Below are 20630 nucleotides of genomic sequence, written 5' to 3' on the forward strand. Positions count from 1 at the left end.
ATGGGTAAAAAGTCCCAAATATCGGCAAACGGGTCTTATTTATCCGCCAATTTGCGACATGCGCCGATCGGTCGGCACATGGGTAAGCACTTCGCCGGACAGCTTTTCCGCCATCTCGTGATTTTCCGGTTTTATATTCATAGCTTTATAGAACAGCTGCGTCAATGCCTCTTCGTCGTACGCGAACGGCTTCACATTTAACTCGTCAACCCAATAGAGGCACGGCTTCAAGTGGCCGTCCGCGGTCAGGCGGAGCCGGTTGCAATTCGCGCAGAAGCGGTCGCTGATCGGATGGATGAGTCCGAAGGAGCCTTTGGCGCCTCGGAACTGCCAATCCTCGGAGGGCCCGTTGCCCTTCATGTCGGCGAGAGGCGCGTAATCGAGCGGCATCCGATCCGCGATTTCCATAACTTTCGTCAGCGGCAAATAAAGGCTGCGCCAGCCTTCGTCCGCATGCCCGATCGGCATGTATTCGATAAACCGAATGTGCAGCGGCTCATCAATCGACATCTGCAAGAAATCCGCGATTTCGCTCTCGTTCAAGCCCTTGAGCAGCACGCAATTCAGCTTGATCGGAGCTAATCCCGCGCGCGATGCGGCGCGAATTCCGTCCATCACCTTCGTCAGGTCGCCTCTTCTGGCGATCTTGACGAATTTTTCCGAGTCGAGCGTGTCAAGCGATATGTTTACCCGTCTCAAGCCTGCCGCCCGAAGCTCTTCGGCTTTAGGAGCCAAAAACAACCCGTTCGTCGTTAAGGAAACGTCCTCAATGCCGGGAACCGAGGCGACCGAGCGGACGATGTCGACAATGTCTTTGCGAACGAGGGGTTCCCCGCCGGTAATGCGTATTTTTCGGATGCCGAGCTTTGCCGCAACAGTCACGATCGCATGCAGCTCCTCGGCGGTCATGAGCTTGCTTTTATCCATAAACTCCATGCCTTCCTCCGGCATGCAATACAAACAACGCAAGTTGCATTGGTCAGTAACGGATATGCGCAAATAATCGTGAACCCTTCCGAAGCGATCGATCAGCTTTGACAAAACCGGCACCCCCCTGTGTTCGGCGCATCTTTTAATAATGCATTAAGTGTAACACAAATCATCTCTACGGTGTATGACGAACATGTCAAAAACGTGCGCCGTATGGTATTCTTTTGGATAGAAAAGTAAACGGGGGGACGTCCATTGGCTGAAAGCAATCTGTACGTAATCACTCGCGAACCGATTCGGGCGGAAGAAGTTACCTCGAAGACGATTCGTCCCGAGCACGGCGCCACGCTTGCCTTTATCGGCACGACCCGGGAATGGACGCACGGCAAACGAACGGTTCTGCTGGAATATGACGCATATATTCCTATGGCGCTGAAGGCGATGGAACGGATCGGCGAAGAAATCGCCCGGCGGTGGGACGGCGCGGTTTGCGCGATAACCCATCGAATCGGGCCCGTACACATTGCCGAAGCCAGCGTCGTTATCTCCGTATCCGCGTCCCATCGGGATGCTTGCTATGAAGCGAGCCGATACGCCATCGAACGCTTAAAGATGATCGTGCCGATTTGGAAGAAGGAAATTTGGGAAGACGGGACGGAATGGAAGGGAGCCCAAACCGGCCCATGGAACCCCATGGAGGACAAATGAAGAGAAAAGCCTTCACTCGCCCTGTTGAGCGCGGATGAAGGCTTTTTTATCGGATTAGTAGGCAACTCGCTTCGCTCTAATGAACGTTTTCTTATAGAACGCTCTGTTAATGCTCCGGATTTGCACTCCGTTCCTCGGCGCCGTATTGGCGTTTATCATTTTGCCGCCGCCGATATAAATGCCCACGTGGCCGACTACCTTATTCGATTTGAAGCGGCCCGGAACATAGAAGAACAACAGATCGCCTTTACGCAAGCTTTTGCGCGAAACGGTTTTACCGACACGGCTTTGAGCCCTTGCCGTACGCGGCAGCCTGATTCCGTATTTGCCGTAAACGTATTGAGTGTACGAAGAGCAGTCAAAGCGGTGCGATCTCGGATACGGCTTTGCGCCGAAATCGTACCTCACGCCGAGATAGCGCTTGGACGTTCGGATCAAGGCGTTTATGTTAATGTTTTTGAGCACCGGAACCGCTTCGGCGCCGTCCGCGTCTTTGATCGACGGAAGCTCTTCGGATTCGTCTAAGAACACGCCTTCGGATTCGTCATCGGGCCCGGCGAACGGGTCGGTCGGATCGTCTCCGAAATCGAGCGCCTCGTCGACCGTTACATCCTCCGGACCGTCTTGGTCTTGCCCTAGATATTGGGAATCCGACGGGTACACCATAATCCCTTCCGGCGTAACGTCAAACACCATATCCTCCTGGAACAAGTCCGCAACAACCTCCTTCGGCAGCAGCAGCTCGCCGCCCGCTCCGAGCTTCGGTGCGGCCGACAACGTTACCGGGTAACCGGCGAGCTCCGCATCCGTCGAGTCGGCCTTCAATTGTACGAGCACGTCGTTGTCCCCGATCTGATACGTGCCCGTCTCCGCATCATATTTGGAATTTTTGTACTCGAGCAGCTGCACAATGGCGTCCGCGGTTACATATTCTCCGTCTTGTCCTTTCACGAAAGGCACCAAGACCGCTTGATTATCTTGCGCAAGCATATGGTTCCCGGTGGAGGACCAGTCGATTTTGCCTAACGGTTGGACCGAATTCGGAGGGAAAGGAGAGCGCATCCCGTTCCCCGGAAGCATCCCGGAGCGGTCTCCGTCACGGTTTAGAATGCCGCCGTCCGCTTGATTGACCTGCGAGCCGTCTGTGCCGTTCAATTCGTTGATTTGGTTTTTCACATTGTTTCGATTGTAACTAATATTGCCTGAATTTCTGTTGTCGGCTGTATTTCCGGCGCCGCAGGCGGTAACGATCAAAGCGGCGCTCAACGTGACGATGACCGATTTAGCCGGTTTCGACAGGCGAACCATATGGCCCATTCTCCTTTTTGAATGATGATGTCGGAAATAGGATTTGATGGGGAACGGTAAAATATGCAGAAAAGCGGCGTTGACGCTTGATATGGTACAATGTGACAAGAATAGGTCTGCCGGTTGAAAGGAGGGTGCGTATCGTTGGAAAAGGTTTCTCAATCGTCCGCCGCATGGGGGCTCGGCCTTGCCGCATGTCTGTGCAACCTGTTGATTCTGTTTCTCCCCGTCGGATTTATACTGGGCATAGTTGCGCTGGTCATCGGAGGCGTTCACTCCTCCCGCCGCCGCGGAACGGGAAACGCCGGTATCGTTCTCGGCGGGCTGTCGCTAATCATCGCGTTGATCTGGATCGTCACGATCGGCTCGGTGTTCGTCATTGATCCGACGTTATAAGATCAGGCGGGATAGCGGCAGGGTTTGTACCAACTTTTGGTGTTAACTCGGTCGTGTGGCGGGATAGTAGCAGGGTTAGTACCAGCTTTTGGTGCTAACATGGTCGTGTGGCGGGATAACGGCAGGGTTAGTAACACTTTTTGGTGCTAAGTCGGTCGTGTGGCGGGATAGTGGCAGGGTTAGTACCAGCTTTTGGTGCTAAGTCAGTCGCGGGGCAGGATAGTGGCAGGGTTAGTAACACTTTTTGGGGCTAACTCAGTCGCGGGGCAGGATAGTGGCAGGGTTAGTAACACTTTTTGGGGGCTAACATGGTAGTGCGACGGGATCGCAGCAGGGTTAGTAACAAATTTTGGGGCTAACTCCGGCTGGACGGGTTGTCCACGGGCGTTTACACCAACTTTTGGTGCTAACGCCGGAACGTCCCCGTCATTCGGTTTGCGATGCTGGAATTAACGGAACAAGTTGTCCGCTAAAAACCGCCTCACCCCAAAAAACTGCGAATTAACGGAACAAGTTGTCCGCTAATCGCCCGAAATCCGCCAATTACCGATGATTCAAGCGAATTAACGGACATTCCGTTCCGCTAATGAGCCCTTTTACCCGGTTTCGACAAAATTAGCGGTCATCCGGTTCCGTTAGTGCCAAAGCGATTGGCGTCAGTTCCGGAAGCAGTGTAACCGGCGATACCGGCAGCATCGGCAGTGCCGGGAACGCTGAAAGCTCTGAAAGCTCCGAAAGATGCCGACAGTACAGCCAAAAAGATCGGTTCNGGCGTCAGTTCCGGAAGCAGTGTAACCGGCGATACCGGCAGCATCGGCAGTGCCGGGAACGCTGAAAGCTCTGAAAGCTCCGAAAGATGCCGACAGTACAGCCAAAAAGATCGGTTCGACCTTTGACCTGCCATTACCATCATCGTAGAAAGATCCGTCTTTAAAACATACTTCACATTTTCATACCTATCGTTGTCGCTTGTGCCGATGTCTTCATCGATCACTTCTCTGTCCGTGAATTTGACGTGCTTGAAATTCGAATAATCGCTTAAGTGGTGTTCGCATGGACATGAGAGTTTTGGTGCTAACTCATCCTCGGGTCGGAATTTTGCCTCCAGCTTCCTTCAGATTCCACCTCGCGATGGACACCCTTGCTATTGGCTAATGGGTGGCCGCTACAAGCCCCCACAGCGGACTTCCATCGCCCAGCTAATCGCCATGCATGGCAAAACAAAAAAAACGTGTCCGAGCGGACTCGGACACGTTAACGTTAACCACTTGTATTAACCGATGCTGCCTTCCATCTCGAACTTAATGAGGCGGTTCATCTCAACCGCATACTCCATCGGCAGCTCCTTCGTGAACGGCTCGATGAAGCCCATAACGATCATCTGCGTCGCTTCCGCCTCGGACAAGCCGCGGCTCATCAGGTAGAACAGCTGATCCTCGGATACCTTCGAGACGGTCGCTTCGTGCTCCAGCGTAATGTTGTCGTTCAAGATTTCGTTGAACGGAATCGTGTCCGACGTGGACTGGTTATCCATAATAAGCGTGTCGCACTTGATGTTCGCCTTGGAGCCGGCGGAATTGCGGCCGAACGACGCCAAACCGCGGTACGTCACTTTGCCGCCGTGCTTGGAGATCGATTTCGACACGATCGTCGACGTCGTTTCCGGCGCCAGATGGATCATCTTCGCGCCCGCATCCTGGTGCTGGCCTTTGCCGGCTACCGCAATCGAAAGCACGCTGCCCTTCGCGCCGCGTCCTTTCAAAATAACCGCCGGATATTTCATCGTCAGCTTCGACCCGATATTGCCGTCGACCCATTCCATCGTCGCGTTCTCTTCCGCCACGGCGCGCTTCGTCACCAAGTTGTAGATGTTCGGCGCCCAGTTTTGGATCGTCGTATAGCGGGCGCGGGAGCCCTTCAAGCAAAGAATTTCTACGACCGCGCTGTGCAGCGAGTTCGTGCTGTAAATCGGCGCCGTGCAGCCCTCGACGTAGTGCACGAATGCGTCTTCGTCCACGACGATCAACGTACGCTCGAATTGGCCCATATTTTCGGAGTTGATCCGGAAATAAGCCTGGAGCGGAATTTCACACTTGACGCCCTTCGGCACATAGATGAAGCTGCCGCCGGACCATACCGCACTGTTCAAAGCCGCAAACTTGTTGTCTGTCGGAGGAACGACCGTGCCGAAATATTTCTTGAACAGCTCCGGGTGCTCCCGAAGAGCCGAGTCGGTGTCCATAAATATAACGCCCTGCTCCTCAAGCTCCTTCTGCATGCTGTGATAAACGACTTCCGATTCGTACTGAGCGGACACGCCGGCCAAAAACTTTTGCTCCGCTTCCGGAATGCCCAGCTTGTCGAACGTTTCCTTAATTTCCGTCGGAACCTCTTCCCACGTCTTGCCTTGCTTTTCGGACGGCTTCACATAATATTGAATGTCGTCGAAGTTCAATTCGTCCAGATCGCCGCCCCAGCGGGGCATCGGCATTTTGTTAAATTGGTCGAGCGCTTTGAGACGGAATTCCAGCATCCACTCCGGTTCGCCCTTCATTTGGGAAATGCTGCGGACGATGTCGGCGTTCAAGCCTTTGCCGGTTTGGAATATCGCTTTATGCTCGTCGCGGAACCCGTATTTGTATTCGCCGATATCGGGCATTTGCTTAGCCATTGCAGTCCGACCTCCTTTAATAATAATTGCTTTACACTTTCGAAATTACGCGTTCTTTCCTTGCTCGACGCCCTTGCGCAGCGCATTCCATCCGAGCGTCGCGCACTTGATCCGGGCCGGAAATTTATTCACGCCGCTTAAGGCTTCAATATCTTCGTATTCTTGGAACTCGACGAATTCGCCCTTCATCAATGCGGAGAAACGATCCGCCAAATCCAACGCTTCGTCATATGTCTTCCCCTTCACCGCTTCCGTCATCATCGAAGCCGATGCCATCGAGATCGAGCAGCCTTCGCCTTTGAATTTCGCATCGACGACTTTCCCGTCCTCAAAGCGCATTTGGAGCTGGATTTTGTCTCCGCAGGTCGGATTGTTCAAATCGACCGTTACGGCGCCTTCCTCCAAATCGCCCTGATTCCGCGGATGCTTATAGTGATCCATGATGACACGGCGGTACAAATCATCCAATTGCATATGAGAAGTACTCCTTTGCACGGTGTAAGGAAGCGATGAGCCGATCGATGTCATCCTCTGTGTTGTACAAATAAAAACTCGCTCTGGCGGTAGCCGTTACCTTCAGCCAGCGCATCAGCGGCTGACAGCAATGATGGCCCGCACGGACCGCGATGCCGTCGGCGTCAAGAACCGTCGCAACGTCGTGCGGATGCACGTCGTCCAAATTGAACGTGACGAGCGAGCTTCTTCCTTCCTTAGGACCGTAAATCGCTACGCCTTCCATTTCGGACAAGCGCTCGAACGCATAAGCGGCAAGCTTCTTGTCATGCCGAGCGATATTGTCCATACCGACATCCGTCAGAAAGTCGATCGCAGCGCCTAACCCGACCGCCCCCGCAATGCTCGGCGTACCCGCTTCGAACTTCCACGGGAGCTCCTTCCAGGTCGCGTCGTACAAATCGACATGGTCGATCATCTCGCCGCCGAATTCTACGGGTTCCATCCGCTCGAGAAGCTCTCTTTTGCCATAGAGTACCCCGATGCCTGTCGGCCCACACATCTTATGGCCGGAGAAGGCGTAAAAGTCGCAATCGAGCTCCTGCATATCGACTTTCATATGCGGCGTGCTTTGCGCTCCGTCGACAAGCACCTTCGCGCCGTGCCGGCGGGCGATCGCTACAATTTCCTTCACCGGATTAACGACGCCCAGCACGTTAGACAAATACGTTAAGGCGACAATCTTGGTGTTCCCCGTTATAATGCTCTCGGCTTGAGCCATATCGATCGAGCCGTCTTCGCGCAGCGGCAAATATTTCAACGCGGCGCCCGTCGCTTTGGCGGCTTGCTGCCACGGAATCAGGTTGGCGTGATGCTCCATCGGCGTAAGGACGATTTCGTCGCCCGGCTTGCATACCGACCGCGCGTAGCTGTACGCGACCATATTGATGGCCGTCGTCGTCCCGCGAGTAAAAATAATTTCCGCCGACTGCCTGGCATTGATGAACTTGGCGACTTTCTCGCGTGCGCCTTCATATGCGTCGGTCGCGCGCGTCCCCAGCGTATGAACGCCGCGGTGCACGTTGGAGTTGTCGAGCTTGTAATACCGCTCGAGCGCCTCCAGCACGACACGGGGCTTCTGGGAGGTCGCCCCGCTGTCCAAGTAAACGAGCGGGTGGCCGTTCACCTCTTGATGAAGAATAGGAAACTCTTGCTTTAGTTCGAGCGCAGAAAGCGTCATTGTCCCAGTTTCCTTTCCACTAATGCGCCGAGCTGTTCCCGCAGTCCTTCCATCGGAATTTCCTCAATCACCGGCGTCAAGAAGCCGTAGATGATGAGCCGTTCCGCTTCCGCACGCGAGATGCCCCGCGACATCAAATAATATACTTGCTCTTGATTGACTTGTCCGACGCTGGCCGCGTGGCCCGCTTTCACATCGTCCTCGTCGATCAGAAGAATCGGGTTCGCGTCTCCGCGCGCCCGCGGGCTCAGCATCAGTACGCGCTCGGTTTGCTGTCCGTTCGCTTTCGTCGCGCCGTGTTCGATCTTCGTGATCCCGTTAATGATGGCGGTCGCATCGTCGCGCATGACCGCACGGGTAATCATATCGCTTTCGGACGACTTGCCGAAGTGGACGGCGCGCGTCGTATAGCTCAGTCTCTGGGTGCCGGTTCCAACAGCGATCACTTTAGCATCCGAGAAGGAGCCATTGCCCTTAAGAATCGAATGGGTATCGGCTACGCCGTTGCCGGCGCTCAATTCGCCGATGATCCATTCGATCTTGCCGTCGTTCTCGACAACGGCCCGGCGCGTATTCAAATCGGTAATGTGAGTGTTCAAATCATGTACCGTAGCGAATCGTACTTGCGCGCCCGGCTTCACGAACACTTCCGCAATACCGCTGTGTACGAGCGACTGGCCGCCTGCTCCGGACACGTAATTATCCACATAGGTTACGGAGCTGAACGGCTCGGCGACGATCAGAACGTGAGGCGCGAAGGTCGCTTCGGTCGATTCGGAATAATAAATCGCCTGTATCGGCTCGTCGACCACGACGTTCTTCGGAACGTACAGGAACAGCCCGCCGTTCCAAAGCGCCGCATGCAGCGCCGTTAACCGGTCTTCATCCTTCTTGACGGCGGTCATGAAATAGTTCTGTACCAAATCGCCGTGTACGGCCGCCGCTTCCTCAAGGCTCATAAGAACGACGCCTTGATCTTTCAATTTCTGGGACAGTCGTACATAGACGACTCCGGAATCGTGCTGTACGAGCAGGTTCGGGCTCGGATTCGCCCCGAGCAGCGCGGACAATGTTTCCGGCAGCTCTTCGACGCTCGTTACCGCGCGGCCCGGACGGTATTCGCCGAGTCCGCTCAAATCCCATCGGTCGATTCTTGTCTTCTCAACCTTCGGCAGCGGAAGCTGCGTAGAAAGCTGATAAGCTTCCGCCCGGAATTGGGAGAGCCATGCCGGCTCTTGCTTATTTGCTGCGATGGAGGCAAAGGAACGTTGTTCTGTCATATGCGTATCAAGCGTCAATGACTCCACCCCCTTACGAATATTTCGGAGCGGTTGTATTCATCGGCACGACGAACTCGTCTTTATCCCCGCCGACCGTCTCGTCCTCGATGCCAAGCTCTTCCTTTACCCAATCGTAGCCTTCCGCTTCCAGACGCTCCGCCAGCTCGGGACCGCCGGATTTCACGATTTTGCCCTGCATCATAACGTGTACGAAATCGGGCTTGATGTAATCAAGCAAACGCTGGTAGTGCGTAATGATCAAGAACGCGCGGTCCGGGGAACGCATCGCGTTAACGCCGGCAGCCACAATTTTCAAAGCGTCGATATCGAGGCCGGAATCGATCTCGTCAAGAATGACGACCCGAGGCTCAAGCAGCGCCATCTGCAAAATTTCGTTCCGCTTCTTCTCCCCGCCGGAGAAGCCTTCATTCAAATAACGATGCATGAATTGCGGATCCATCTCAAGCTCTTTCATCTTCGCTTCCATCAGACGAATGAACTTGATCAACGAAATTTCGTTCCCTTCCCCGCGGCGTGCATTGATCGCGCTGCGAAGGAAGTCGGCGTTCGTTACGCCCGTAATTTCGCTCGGATATTGCATCGCCAGAAACAGACCCGCGAGCGCCCGCTCGTCGACGCCCATCTCAAGCACGTCTTGATCGTCCAGCGTTACGCTTCCGTCCGTCACTTCATATTTCGGATGCCCCATCAAAGCGGATGCGAGCGTACTTTTGCCGGTGCCGTTCGGTCCCATAATGGCGTGAACCTCGCCGCCTTTAAGCTCTAGGGTCAGGCCTTTTAAAATTTCCTTGCCTTCGATTTTGGCCCGAAGCTCTTCTATTTTTAAAACCGGAGATTGACTCATTGCAGCATTGACCCCTTCCAAAATTCTTTTTCTTCTAATAATCATTCTAAATTGATTCTCAGTGATTCTCAATAGTTAATTTTATTATAGTTTGACCGTTATATCAAGGAAGGCGCAAATCGAATCCGCACTTCCTTACGTCCATCATCCGGCAAAGCTGCCACCTAAAATTCCGGACTTCCAGTTATGAAAACGACTCCGTCACCCCACACTAATGCTTGTATTCATAATAACTTGCCAAAGGAGAGACGGTCCCATGATGATGATGCGTGCACGTGAAGGATTGATTCCCTCGATTCTAGGTACGGCGGTGGCGGCAACGGGCGCAACGATGCTTCGCCGGAATCCTGCCGTAGGCTACGGCATTCTGGGCTTCGGCATCGCGCATATGGTGCTGGGCGCCATCGACCTGTGGGAACACCGTTAAACCTCCTGCCGCAAGCAAACACCTGCCTCCGAACGGAAGCAGGTGTTTGTTTGATTAAGCGGTGAAGGAAGAAAGCATCCAGACATGCTTTTCGAGCGAAGAGCGGATTCCCAGCAGCATGTCGAAGGTACCTTCGTCGCCCGCTTTTTGCGCCGTCTCCATGGCTGTCCTCAGCTCATCCATCATCAGCTTGAAGTCGGATACGACGGCTGCCGCCATCTCGACCGCCTGCTCGGAGCCGGACGCTTCCTTCACGGATGCTTCGGCGGCGTACTCCCGCATTGTGGCAAGAGGGTGTCCGCCGACGGACAACACCCGCTCCGCCAACTCATCGATATGGGTCGCCGCCTCCGTGTACAACTCCTCAAACTTCTGATGAAGCGTAAAAAATTGCTGCCCCTTTACAAACCAATGGTAATTGTGGAGCTTTACATATAATACGTTCCAATTCGCGATTTGCTTATTGAGCGCCGACACGACCTGCGAATTGCCGGCAGCGGTCGTTCCCGGCTTTTCTTGAACCGAAATCATGATTTGCACCTTCCTTTTTGACAAGTTAATGTTATGTTCGCACGCGGTTCATTTTTTTAGTCATCTTATTTTCATCTGCGCCGGGGATGCCTTATACTTAAAGGTAATGTTTTACGATAAAGCGATAAAGGAAGGGAATTATTCCATGTCACAATATCATCCGCTCACGGAGGCCGAGGCGATTGAACGGGCCAGGAGCATTCCGGATTTTTTCGCTCCGGGCGCCGAACTCGCTTGCCGGGAAATCGGCGACGGCAACCTGAACCTTGTATTTCATATCACCGATACACAATCGGGCCGCGGCATTATTCTCAAGCAAGCGCTGCCTTACGCGAAGGTTGTAGGCGAATCATGGCCGCTGACGCTCGACCGCGCCCGAATCGAGAGCGAGGCGCTGATCATTCAGGGCAGTCTGTGCCCCGATCTGGCGCCTAAAGTTTACGAATACAATCCGGATCTTGCGCTTACGATCATGGAGGACCTTAGCGATCACGTCATTATGCGGCGCGGATTGTCCGAGGGCAACAAATATCCTCTATTCGCGGAGCATATCGGGGAGTTCCTCGCACGCACGCTGTTTTTCACGTCCGACCTCGGCATGAACCAGCAAGAGAAGAAGGTGCGGGCCGCGCGCTTCACCAACCCGGAGCTGTGCAAAATTACCGAGGATTTGATTTTCGACGATCCGTATTACAATTCGCCGAATAACAATTTCGACGCGTCCATTGCGGACGAGGCGGAAGCGCTTTGGACGGACAAGCAGTTGCACGGCGAAGTCGCCCGGCTTCGTTATGGCTTTCTGACGAAAGCGCAGGCGCTGATTCACGGCGATCTGCACACCGGCTCGATCTTCGTCACGCCTTCATCGACCAAAGTGATCGACCCCGAGTTTGCATACTACGGGCCAATGGGCTTCGATATCGGCGCGGTCATCGCCAACCTGCTGCTCAATTACGCCGCGCAAGGCGGACGGATGGCTTCCGATCCTGCACGCTTGGCGGATTTCAGGGCGTATTTGCTCGATACGGTTATCGGAACGTGGGAGCAATTCGAAGCGCGCTTCCGCAAGCTTTATGCGGAGCATTGCGTCGACCGGATGCTGCGGGAAACGGAAGGCTTCTTGGATTCGTTCCTGACGGACCTGCTGAAGGACACGTTCGGCTATGCCGGCTGCAAAATGATTCGCCGCATCGTCGGTTTGGCGCATGTTTCGGATATCGACGGAATCGAAGACGACGCTGCGCGCGAACGCGCCCGCCGCGAAGCGCTGGCGATCGGCAAGACGCTCGTCAAGCATCACCGCTCTGCCGCATCCGTTGCGGAAATCAAGGATATCGTTCTTCGCGGAACGTCCGGAAAGGAAGGCAAATAATCGATGAACGAAAATTGGCTTGAGTCCGTCCGCTGGAATACCGATCATCTGGAGCTGCTCGACCAGCGGCTTCTCCCGGAGGAGGTCGTGTACCTCGATTTGACGACGTCCGCCGACGTATGGGACGCCATCCGGGAGTTGAAGGTTCGCGGCGCACCGGCGATCGGGATCGCGGCCGCATACGGATTATACATGGGTGTTCGAGGCGAGGAGGGCGACGTTGCCTCGCTGCTCGCCGCAGTGAAACGGGAACGGGATTACCTGGCTTCATCCCGCCCGACCGCCGTCAATTTATTTTGGGCGCTGGATCGGCTTGTGCGGAAAGCGGAGAGCGCGGCGGCCGACGGGGCTTCCCCCGAGCAAATCAAATCGGAGCTGTTAACGGAGTCGATTCTTATCCAATCGGAAGATGAGGAGACGAACCGCCGAATCGGCGAGAACGCGCTCGAGCTGTTCCAGGACGGCTTCGGCGTATTGACTCACTGCAATGCCGGAGGGCTCGCTACCGCGAAGTACGGCACCGCACTTGCTCCGCTATACCTTGCGAAGGAGCGCGGCTGGAATCTGCGCGTCTTCGCCGACGAAACGCGCCCGGTGCTGCAAGGCGCGCGGTTGACCGCTTTCGAGCTGATGCGCGCCGGCGTCGATGTAACGCTCATTACCGACAATATGGCCGGCATGGTCATGTCCAAGGGCTGGATCAATGCCGTCATCGTCGGCACCGACCGCGTTGCCGCCAACGGCGACGTAGCGAACAAGATCGGCACCTATAGCGTCGCCGTTCTCGCCAAAGCGCACGGCATTCCTTTCTATGTGGCTTGTCCGTTGTCGACGATCGACCTCGCGACGGCCTCCGGTGCCGATATCCCGATCGAAGAGCGCCACGAGAAGGAAGTAACCGAAGGCTTCGGCAAAAGAACGGCTCCGCAAGGCGTCAAGGTGTTTAACCCGGCCTTCGACGTCACGCCGCATGAATATGTAACGGCCATCATCACGGAGAAGGGCGTCGTACGGCCGCCGTTTCACATCAATTTACCCAAGCTGTTCGAATAAACCAACGAAAAGTGTAGCGGAAACACCGCTACACTTTTTTTCGAGGTTTCTTACAGCATCCTCAGCATCGCGTCGGCGCCTTTCATACCGACCGTAATTCCGAGCTTTTCCGCTTCGTACGTGACCGATTCGAGCGGCGCTTCAAGCAGCTCCTCCAGCGTGGTCACTCCGACCGCTCTGCCCGCAACGATCCCCCGGTCCTTCAATCGGCGGTTCAGCAATGCCACATCCAAAGCCCCGCACATAATATATCCCTTGTCCGCAGTTACGGCGAGCAGATTCGTCTTCGGAAGCTTAACCTCAATGCCTACAAACGTATGTCCGCCTATCGTAAGAGGCACCATTCTCATCATGGCCGCACGTCATCTCCTTCCCGAACAAGGTGCCGTTATCGCTTTTATTTTATGGCGTTGTCCTTCCATCGGTGCACCCATTAGGCAGCGGAAATGAGGCAGATTACAGGCCGCAAATGTCCAAGCCGCATCTGTTCTTAGGGAATAAGTTGATAGGGAAGGACTGATAAAGGAGGGATTGAACATATGGCGAAAGGCGTATCAAAGCAACGGAAGAAAGACTACATCGGCAAACATGTCGTTGTCCGCAAGCAAGACGGGTCAACCGTTGCGGGAAAGCTTGTTGCTGTCCGTGGAAACACGGTGGTTCTCCGAGATTCGAGAGGTAAGGTCGTCAAAACGAAAGCGTTTTTCCCCTTCTTCGGTGCCGGGTTCGGCTTCGGTTTTCCGGGATTTTTTCCGGGATTCGGCTTCGGATTCCCAGGATTTTTCTGGTAAAGCAAAAAAAGCCCGTCTTTAGAATCCTAAAGGCGGGCTTCCTTTTAAATAGCCTTACGAATGGCGGCTTACGGCCGCTTCCTTCCAGCTCAGCAAAAACTCCTTTATCTTTTCCACCGGTACGGGCGGACTCATCAAATACCCTTGAATTTCATCGCACTCGTATTGACGCAAAAAGCCGAGCTGCTGCTCCGTCTCGACACCTTCCGCGATCACCTTTTGCTTCAAATGGTGTGCCATAGTAATAATCGTCCGGACGATCGCCGCGTCGTTCGGATCGTTCAAAATATCGTTCACGAACGACTTGTCGATCTTCAGCTTGTCCACAGGGAAATTTTTCAAATAGTTGAGCGAGCTGTATCCCGTGCCGAAATCGTCGATCGATATCCGGATCCCCAATTTCTTCAAGCTGATGAGCGTCGCGGTGGCGAACTCTACGTCCATCGTCATGCTTTCCGTAATTTCAAGCTCCAAATATTGCGGCTCCAAACCGGTCTCCGTCAATATCGCCTGAATGCGCTCCGTTAAGTTCGGCTGCAAAAATTGCCGCATCGACAAATTGACCGATACCGGAATCGCCGGATACCCTTCCTCTTGCCAAGCTTTATTTTGCATGCATGCTTCCTTCAGCACCCATTCGCTTAAGGGCACGATCAGCCCGGAATCTTCGGCGATCGGGATAAACACGCCCGGCGGGACGATTCCGCGTTCCGGATGCCGCCAGCGCAGCAGCGCCTCCGCGCCGATCATCTCGCCCGAGTCGATTCGGAACTGAGGCTGATACAGCAAGAAAAGCTGCTCTTCCTGAATCGCTCTCCTCAGCTCGCTCTCCATCGTAAACTTATGTACCAACGATTTGTTCATTTCCGGCGTAAAAATCTCTATGTGGTTTTTCCCTTTTTCCTTCGCTTTGGACAAAGCGGTTGCGGCGTTCTTAATAAATTCTTGCTCGTCGCCGCCGGATGTCCCGGAACATTCCGCTATTCCGATGCTCACGGTAATATGAAACGAATGCTTCTGGATCGAGAAAGGCGTTTCCAGCTGGCGGAATATCGCCTCGGAAATCGCCTCGGGCGCGAGCTCTCCCGACTCGTCTTTAACGATCAGTCCGAATTCGTCGCCCTCCAGGCGCGCGACCGCTCCTTTGCCTGCAATGCTTTGCTGAAGACGATCCGCCAGCTGCAGCAGCAGCACATCCCCGATATCTTGACCTAACGAGCTGTTTACAAACTTAAATCGGTCGATGTTCAGCAGCATGATATACAAAGAGCCTTGTTCCCTTGCCGCTATTTCTTCGGACACCATTTCGCGAAACAATCTTCGGTTCGGCAGCCCCGTCAAATCGTCATAAAAGGCGAGGTGCTTAATTCTCTCCTCCGTCCGCCGCTTCACCGTTACGTCTTGATAAATGACAATGACCCCGTTTATACTCGCCCCGCCGGCAACCGGAACGCTCGTTACGTGAAGCTCCAGGTCGAAGCCGTCGTAATTGCGGATCTTCAGATCGAACGTTTGGATCTCGCCTTGAAGCGTCAGCAAAAACCGCTCCATCCCCATCTTCTTATGTTCCTCATCTAGAAACTCTAAAAAGGAGACGCCGTAATATTCTTGAGGATTGTACCCCGTTATCAAATAGGATGCCGGATTCGACCTTAAGAGCTTCCCTTGCTCATCGAACACGGAAACTCCCATCGGCATGGAATCGAACAGCGAGCTGAACACCTCGTCCGTCTGCCGGAGGCGAGACTCAAGCTTGTCTGCCGTTTTTTTTCGGTCCAGCAGCAGAAATACGATTAATATTGCCGCAAAAACGGCGAACACTACGATCAAAAGGGATAACATCCGGTCGGTCATGGTTTGCTCCGATCGAATCCACCGGAAAATGAGTGCTGAAAAAAAGATGGCCGAAGAGGTTACGAGCATAATCTCGATGCGGTATTTTTTCAAGGCCATCCTCCTTCCTTGCTGGCTGCCAATCGAATATTGCGATGACCGTTTATTTTTTGTTTATTCATTTTCCACTATGTAAATATTTGTCGTAATATGACGAATTCCTTCCGGCGCATCATATTTTTTTACTATTTTTTAGCTCGCGCCGAATGAACGGACAGCCCAAGCAGCGCCCATCCGGTCAAAAAAGCCACGCCGCCTAGCGGAGTGATCGCTCCCAAGACGCCGATTTCCGTAATGCTCAAGACATACAAGCTGCCCGAGAACAAAACGATACCGATGATAAACAGCCTCCCTGCCCATTGCGCGAACGATTTTCTGGCGGCCTTCTCCCATGCGAAGGCGGTGACCAACAGCGCCAGCGAATGGGCCATGTGGTACTCGACCGCCGTTTGGTATATGCTGGCGTAATGCTCCGGCAGCTTCAGGCTATGCGCTCCGAAAGCGCCTAACGCGACGCAAAGCAGCGCGCTGAATGCCCCAATGGTAAAGAACGATCGTTGCAACGTAATCTTCTCCTTCCTTAATGGAAAAACTACTTTATAATATTAATGGATAAATGTGAAAAATGAAAACTTTGGGAGGAATTCATGGAACCGTCGGATAATCAGGACCGTCAGGAGCTGACGCAGGAAACGCCGAGCGCCGAAACGCCGATGAAGAAGAAGCATTCCGGCCTTGGGATCGCATCGTTTATTATGGCTATCGTATCCATATTAGGACTGATCGGATGCTTTACGGCCATGGCCGTAATGCTCGGGGACACGCTTACCGCTCCTTCCGCGATTAACCCGGAAGAGGGACTGCCGGAAAACATCGGCGGCCTCGCGGCGGCGAGCCTCGGCATGTTTGCATCCGTCTTCATTTCCTTTGTCGGGGCGATTCTCGGCATCATCGGCTTGTTCCAGAAGGATCGGGCGAAGCTGTTCGCGATTCTCGGAACGGTGTTTAACGCCCTTATTACCGGTTTTTTCGTTATTTTGCTGGCCATCGGCGCCGCGATCGGACTTTCCGCCGTGTAGCTCAGGACAAGCTTTAACACAAATAAAAGCCGCCTTCAGGTCTCAACTGTTCACTGAAGGCGGCATTTATTATGACGAGGCCAAAGGAACAACCAAACGAACCGTAGTGCCCTGGCCGGGTACGGATTCGATGTCCAGCTTTCCCCCTACGCCGCGAGCGCGTTCCACCATGCTGAACAACCCGACGCCCTTTTTGCCGGGGGCACGGACAAAGCCTTTGCCGCGGTCGATGATGCAAACCTCGATCTCGTCCCTTCGTTCGGACATGACCACTTCAGCCTCATCGACATCGGCATATTTCCCAATGTTGGTCAGCGCTTCCTGGATGACCCGGTAAATGACCGTTTCCTTCTGATGGTCGAGCCGTTTGGTAAGGGTCGGCTGGAAGCTTACCTTGATCCCGTAATGCTCCATATAATTATCGATATAAGTACGGATCGCGGGAACGACGCCCAGATCGTCAAGAACGGACGGCCTCATCTCCCAAGCGAGTCCGCGCACCTCTTCAATGATGTGCGAAACATCCTTGCGAAATTCGGACAGGTCCCGGTGAATCGAATCTTCCGGTGCGGATGCGGCTTGCTCCGCCCGATCCTCCTCCGCGATTAAGAACTTGTCCATACGGATGAGCAGCGAGAACAAGCTTTGGCCGATGCCGTCATGCAATTCGCGGGAGAAGCGCTTACGTTCCTCCTCCTGAATTTGTATCACGCGCGTCATCATCGCCTTGAGCTCTTCCTCCACCTGCTTCAGGCGCGTTACTTCGTGCCTAATCGCCAAATACTGCATCGGCTTGCCGCGCTCGTCCAGGAGAGGGACGATTGTCGTGTCGACCCAATACAACGTCCCGTCCTTCGCCTTGTTGCGAATGACACCGTGCCATACTTGGCCCGAGCCGATCGTCTGCCAAAGCTCACGAAAGAACGCCTTGTCGTGGTATCCGGAATTGATGATCCGGTGATCTTGCCCGAGCAGATCTTCGCGCGAATACTTCGAAATTCGGCAAAACTTGTCGTTCACATACCGAATGATCCCTTGTCTATCCGTAACCGCGACGATCGAGGACTCATCCAGCGCAAAACGCAGGTCGGTCAATTGCCGGAGCGAGTCTTTTAAATTTTCCCGAAGCGTCTCGTCGGTAATAAATTCGTCCAATCGCCCTATGATTTCGAGCACGTATTGACCGATTACTTGCGGGTAATCTCCCGACCCTCTATTCAAAGTTCAGCAGCCCCTTTTTCATCGCATATTTAATTAAGTCGGGACGCGTTTTCAGCCCCAATTTCTCCATTAAATTGCTCTTGTGGGTCTCGACGGTTTTCACGCTGATGATGAGATGCTCGGCAATTTCTTTATTGGAGTAACCTTTTGCCGTCCAAGAAAGCACTTCCTTCTCCCGCTCGGAGAGCGTTTCGAATACGTCGGCGCCTTCCCCGTTCTTGACTTTGTCCAAATATTGGCCCATCAACCGTTTGGTGGCGGTTGGCGTCAAATAGGCGTTGCCGGCCGCAACGAACCGGATCGCCGTCAGCAGCTCTTCATGCGGGGCGCTTTTCAGCACATACCCTGATGCGCCGGCTTGGATCGCCCGGAACAGGTACTGCTCATCGTCGTGCATCGTCAATATTAAAATCGCCGTATCGGGCAGCAGCTTCTTGATTTCTTCGGTGGCCGTCATGCCGTCTTTGCCGTGGGGCATACTTAAATCCATCAGAATGACGTCGGGACGCAGCGCCTCGGCTTGGCGTATCGCTTCGTCGCCGTCCGCCGCTTCGCCTACGACGCTCATATTTTGCCTTTCGCCAAGCAATGATTTAAGTCCGGAACGAACGACTGCATGGTCGTCCACAACCAACAGACGGATCATGGGGATTCCTCCTGTTATCTCTTTATGCGCGATTTGGTTCACGCCCGATTCATTTTATGATAAACAAAAAAAACAATCCAGCAATCGGAATTGTTTTTCTATTTCACGAGAGAAGGTGCGGACTTTGCCGCTTCTTCCAGCAGCTCGATTTCTTTTCGTTCGTAATCTTTGCCGCTCCGCCTGCCGATCAGCAGCACGCCCCGCGTGTTGTTAGGGTCGTCGCCGGTCGGGGACGCCGCCGCCACGAGGAGCTTTTCCGTGTGCATAATTACATCATCCGCTCGAATCCCTTCATTCGATTCGTATTTGCGCTGAATGGTGCGCCCGAACCGGATCACCTCTCCGGAAATATCTTGACCCGGCTTCCTTGCCATATTTCGATAACGTTCGTTGCTGTTCCCCGAAGCCGCGAACCAGCGGATCCGGCGGGTGGACGCGTCGTAGTATGCCGCCGCCCCAAAGTCGCTGGCCGTAGCCTCGCGCAATTCCGCAAGCCGGCCCTCCCAAGCTGCCATATCGGCGTCCATACCGATCCCCCTCCTTACACAAACTGGTCCTAACGCCATTGTAGACCGAAAATCGTTTCTTGTATGTCGGGGATTTCCCTGAAAATTCGATAGGGAAATTCCTGCGCCGGTTCAGAGAACAGCCGGACGGAACGGGGAAATCCCTCAGGAAAATGTGTGATTTATATCACAGAGAAATCGTGGAATGCTTCCGGTAGGTTCAGAGCGCTCCCCGATAACAATCCCTGACGCGCTCATTTATGATTAGAGTAACAAAGAAGACACGGGAGGCAATCGGCATGGCTATGGCAATTCAACGCAAAACATCGTGCGGAACAACCATAAGAAGCAACACGGCAAAAGCCGAACACAGAACGGTACCATCGGCACAAACAGTACAATCAGAGCATTCGGCAAAGCCCCGTGCAAAAGGAATCGCGGACTACATGACCGAGGAGCAATTTCGACATATGGAGAAAATCATGAGCCGGAGAACGGCGGCCAAAGGGTCATTCCTGTTCTGGGAAAGCGATGAGGCCGACAAATTGTATTATATCCGCTCCGGCCAGGTGAAGCTTCTCAAATCGACCGAAGACGGCAAAGATTTGATCCTGTCCATTCTGCAAAAGGGCGATTTGATTGCCGAGGTCAACGGCTTCGGCGAAGCGTCGCATAGCTTCAGCGCCGAGATCGTGAGCGATGCGGAGATCGGCGTCATTCACCGGAAAGAGCTGAACGCATTGTTTGCGAAGCATGGCGATCTGTCGGTTCCGTTCATGTACTGGCTCGGAATGACGCACCGCATCCTCCAATCGAAGTTCCGGGATTTGCTGCTGTACGGCAAGCCGGGAGCACTGGCCTCGACCTTGATTCGCCTGGGGAACACTTACGGCGAACAAGACGCGGACGGCGTCATCCACGTTCGGCTTAAGCTGACGAACAGCGAGCTCGGCGATATGATCGGCGCAACCCGGGAAAGCGTCAACCGGATGCTTAGCGAATGGAAGGATACGGGTGCGATCGACTTTGTGGACGGCAGGCTCGTAATCTACCGGATCGACAGCTTGCGCCGCGTCTGCAACTGCCCTAAGGCTCCGGAGTGTCCGTTTGAGGTTTGCAGGTTGTAATCGAAGCCGACGTCTGCGTCATTCGCAGGCGTCGGTTTTTTGCTGGTTCGTAGCGGGGGACGATCCCCTTTGCCACCCCCAAAAAACAAAAAAAAACTACGACGGCATGTTTAACGAACAATCATTGTTCCAA

Annotated in this window: 21 protein-coding genes and 1 pseudogene; 8 read left to right on the forward strand and 14 right to left on the reverse strand. The window is 53.9% G+C overall.

Going from position 1 to position 20630, the window contains the following annotated elements:
* Positions 1 to 39: 39 nt before the first annotated feature.
* Positions 40 to 1041 (reverse strand): GTP 3',8-cyclase MoaA, encoded by a 1002-nt coding sequence (gene moaA / locus PT964_RS18965; RefSeq protein ID WP_274364917.1) that lies wholly within the window; start codon positions 1039 to 1041, stop codon positions 40 to 42.
* Positions 1042 to 1200: 159 nt separating this feature from the next.
* On the opposite strand from moaA, the pseudogene PT964_RS18970 reads away from it, so the two are divergent.
* Positions 1201 to 1638: pseudogene (locus tag PT964_RS18970) on the forward strand (molybdenum cofactor biosynthesis protein MoaE); the annotation flags it as partial.
* A gap of 54 nt (positions 1639 to 1692) precedes the next feature.
* On the opposite strand, the gene PT964_RS18975 reads toward PT964_RS18970, so the two are convergent.
* Positions 1693 to 2946, reverse strand: coding sequence for a C40 family peptidase (locus tag PT964_RS18975; RefSeq protein WP_274364918.1), 1254 nt, complete (start codon positions 2944 to 2946; stop codon positions 1693 to 1695).
* A gap of 144 nt (positions 2947 to 3090) precedes the next feature.
* Here PT964_RS18975 and PT964_RS18980 point away from each other — a divergent pair, with 144 nt between their 5' ends.
* Positions 3091 to 3342: a hypothetical protein gene (locus PT964_RS18980; RefSeq protein ID WP_274364919.1), complete on the forward strand. Its 252-nt coding sequence runs from the start codon at positions 3091 to 3093 to the stop codon at positions 3340 to 3342.
* Between the two features lie 1273 nt (positions 3343 to 4615).
* On the opposite strand, the gene sufB is transcribed toward PT964_RS18980, so the two are convergent.
* From sufB to sufC, 5 genes are read right to left on the reverse strand one after another with little or no spacing between them, the layout of a single operon-like run.
* On the reverse strand, positions 4616 to 6013 hold the full coding sequence (sufB, locus tag PT964_RS18985) for a Fe-S cluster assembly protein SufB (protein ID WP_274364920.1): 1398 nt from the start codon (positions 6011 to 6013) through the stop codon (positions 4616 to 4618).
* 45 nt (positions 6014 to 6058) lie between these two features.
* On the reverse strand, positions 6059 to 6487 hold the full coding sequence (gene sufU, locus PT964_RS18990) for a Fe-S cluster assembly sulfur transfer protein SufU (RefSeq protein ID WP_274364921.1): 429 nt from the start codon (positions 6485 to 6487) through the stop codon (positions 6059 to 6061).
* Positions 6474 to 7706: a cysteine desulfurase gene (locus PT964_RS18995; protein WP_274364922.1), complete on the reverse strand. Its 1233-nt coding sequence runs from the start codon at positions 7704 to 7706 to the stop codon at positions 6474 to 6476. Before PT964_RS18995 ends, sufU begins: the two co-directional genes overlap by 14 nt.
* Positions 7703 to 8986 (reverse strand): Fe-S cluster assembly protein SufD, encoded by a 1284-nt coding sequence (sufD, locus tag PT964_RS19000; protein ID WP_274364940.1) that lies wholly within the window; start codon positions 8984 to 8986, stop codon positions 7703 to 7705. Before sufD ends, PT964_RS18995 begins: the two co-directional genes overlap by 4 nt.
* A 31-nt stretch (positions 8987 to 9017) precedes the next feature.
* Positions 9018 to 9851, reverse strand: coding sequence for a Fe-S cluster assembly ATPase SufC (sufC, locus tag PT964_RS19005; RefSeq protein WP_274364923.1), 834 nt, complete (start codon positions 9849 to 9851; stop codon positions 9018 to 9020).
* 262 nt (positions 9852 to 10113) lie between these two features.
* On the opposite strand from sufC, the gene PT964_RS19010 reads away from it, so the two are divergent.
* Positions 10114 to 10278: an asparagine synthase gene (locus tag PT964_RS19010; protein WP_274364941.1), complete on the forward strand. Its 165-nt coding sequence runs from the start codon at positions 10114 to 10116 to the stop codon at positions 10276 to 10278.
* Positions 10279 to 10332: 54 nt separating this feature from the next.
* Here PT964_RS19010 and PT964_RS19015 read toward each other — a convergent pair whose 3' ends face one another.
* On the reverse strand, positions 10333 to 10809 hold the full coding sequence (locus tag PT964_RS19015; RefSeq protein ID WP_274364924.1) for a Dps family protein: 477 nt from the start codon (positions 10807 to 10809) through the stop codon (positions 10333 to 10335).
* Positions 10810 to 10954: 145 nt separating this feature from the next.
* Between PT964_RS19015 and mtnK the strand changes: the two genes are divergently transcribed.
* Together mtnK and mtnA are read left to right on the forward strand one after the other, a co-directional pair.
* Positions 10955 to 12181, forward strand: a complete 1227-nt coding sequence (mtnK, locus tag PT964_RS19020; RefSeq protein ID WP_274364925.1) for an S-methyl-5-thioribose kinase — start codon at positions 10955 to 10957, stop codon at positions 12179 to 12181.
* Between the two features lie 3 nt (positions 12182 to 12184).
* Positions 12185 to 13234, forward strand: a complete 1050-nt coding sequence (mtnA, locus tag PT964_RS19025) for an S-methyl-5-thioribose-1-phosphate isomerase (RefSeq protein WP_274364926.1) — start codon at positions 12185 to 12187, stop codon at positions 13232 to 13234.
* Positions 13235 to 13284: 50 nt separating this feature from the next.
* On the opposite strand, the gene PT964_RS19030 is transcribed toward mtnA, so the two are convergent.
* A complete protein-coding gene (locus PT964_RS19030; RefSeq protein ID WP_274364927.1) occupies positions 13285 to 13587 on the reverse strand; it encodes a YunC family protein in 303 nt (100 codons plus the stop codon).
* 186 nt (positions 13588 to 13773) lie between these two features.
* On the opposite strand from PT964_RS19030, the gene PT964_RS19035 reads away from it, so the two are divergent.
* Positions 13774 to 14025 (forward strand): hypothetical protein, encoded by a 252-nt coding sequence (locus tag PT964_RS19035; protein WP_274364928.1) that lies wholly within the window; start codon positions 13774 to 13776, stop codon positions 14023 to 14025.
* A 54-nt stretch (positions 14026 to 14079) separates the two neighbouring features.
* Here the strand turns inward: PT964_RS19035 and PT964_RS19040 are convergent, their stop codons facing one another.
* Together PT964_RS19040 and PT964_RS19045 are read right to left on the reverse strand one after the other, a co-directional pair.
* A complete protein-coding gene (locus tag PT964_RS19040; protein WP_274364929.1) occupies positions 14080 to 15972 on the reverse strand; it encodes a putative bifunctional diguanylate cyclase/phosphodiesterase in 1893 nt (630 codons plus the stop codon).
* Between the two features lie 131 nt (positions 15973 to 16103).
* Positions 16104 to 16481, reverse strand: coding sequence for a DUF423 domain-containing protein (locus PT964_RS19045; RefSeq protein WP_274364930.1), 378 nt, complete (start codon positions 16479 to 16481; stop codon positions 16104 to 16106).
* An 84-nt stretch (positions 16482 to 16565) separates the two neighbouring features.
* On the opposite strand from PT964_RS19045, the gene PT964_RS19050 reads away from it, so the two are divergent.
* Positions 16566 to 16997 carry a hypothetical protein gene (locus PT964_RS19050; protein WP_274364931.1) on the forward strand — a complete coding sequence of 144 codons (432 nt, stop codon included), beginning with the start codon at positions 16566 to 16568 and terminating at the stop codon, positions 16995 to 16997.
* Between the two features lie 69 nt (positions 16998 to 17066).
* On the opposite strand, the gene PT964_RS19055 is transcribed toward PT964_RS19050, so the two are convergent.
* The 3 genes from PT964_RS19055 to PT964_RS19065 all read right to left on the reverse strand — a co-directional run bounded on the left by PT964_RS19055 (position 17067) and on the right by PT964_RS19065 (position 19391).
* Complete coding sequence (locus tag PT964_RS19055) at positions 17067 to 18218, reverse strand: PAS domain-containing sensor histidine kinase (protein ID WP_425262768.1); 1152 nt, start codon at positions 18216 to 18218, stop codon at positions 17067 to 17069.
* On the reverse strand, positions 18211 to 18864 hold the full coding sequence (locus tag PT964_RS19060) for a response regulator transcription factor (protein ID WP_274364932.1): 654 nt from the start codon (positions 18862 to 18864) through the stop codon (positions 18211 to 18213). The genes PT964_RS19055 and PT964_RS19060 overlap by 8 nt, the downstream gene beginning before the upstream one ends.
* A 98-nt stretch (positions 18865 to 18962) precedes the next feature.
* On the reverse strand, positions 18963 to 19391 hold the full coding sequence (locus PT964_RS19065; RefSeq protein WP_274364933.1) for a GAF domain-containing protein: 429 nt from the start codon (positions 19389 to 19391) through the stop codon (positions 18963 to 18965).
* A 449-nt stretch (positions 19392 to 19840) separates the two neighbouring features.
* Here PT964_RS19065 and PT964_RS19070 point away from each other — a divergent pair, with 449 nt between their 5' ends.
* The gene (locus tag PT964_RS19070) at positions 19841 to 20497 is read left to right on the forward strand and encodes a Crp/Fnr family transcriptional regulator (protein ID WP_274364934.1); all 657 of its coding nucleotides are present in this window, start codon (positions 19841 to 19843) and stop codon (positions 20495 to 20497) included.
* Positions 20498 to 20630 lie beyond the last annotated feature (133 nt).

The organism is Paenibacillus thermotolerans (assembly GCF_028745515.1).
GTDB lineage: Bacteria > Bacillota > Bacilli > Paenibacillales > YIM-B00363 > Paenibacillus_AE > Paenibacillus_AE thermotolerans.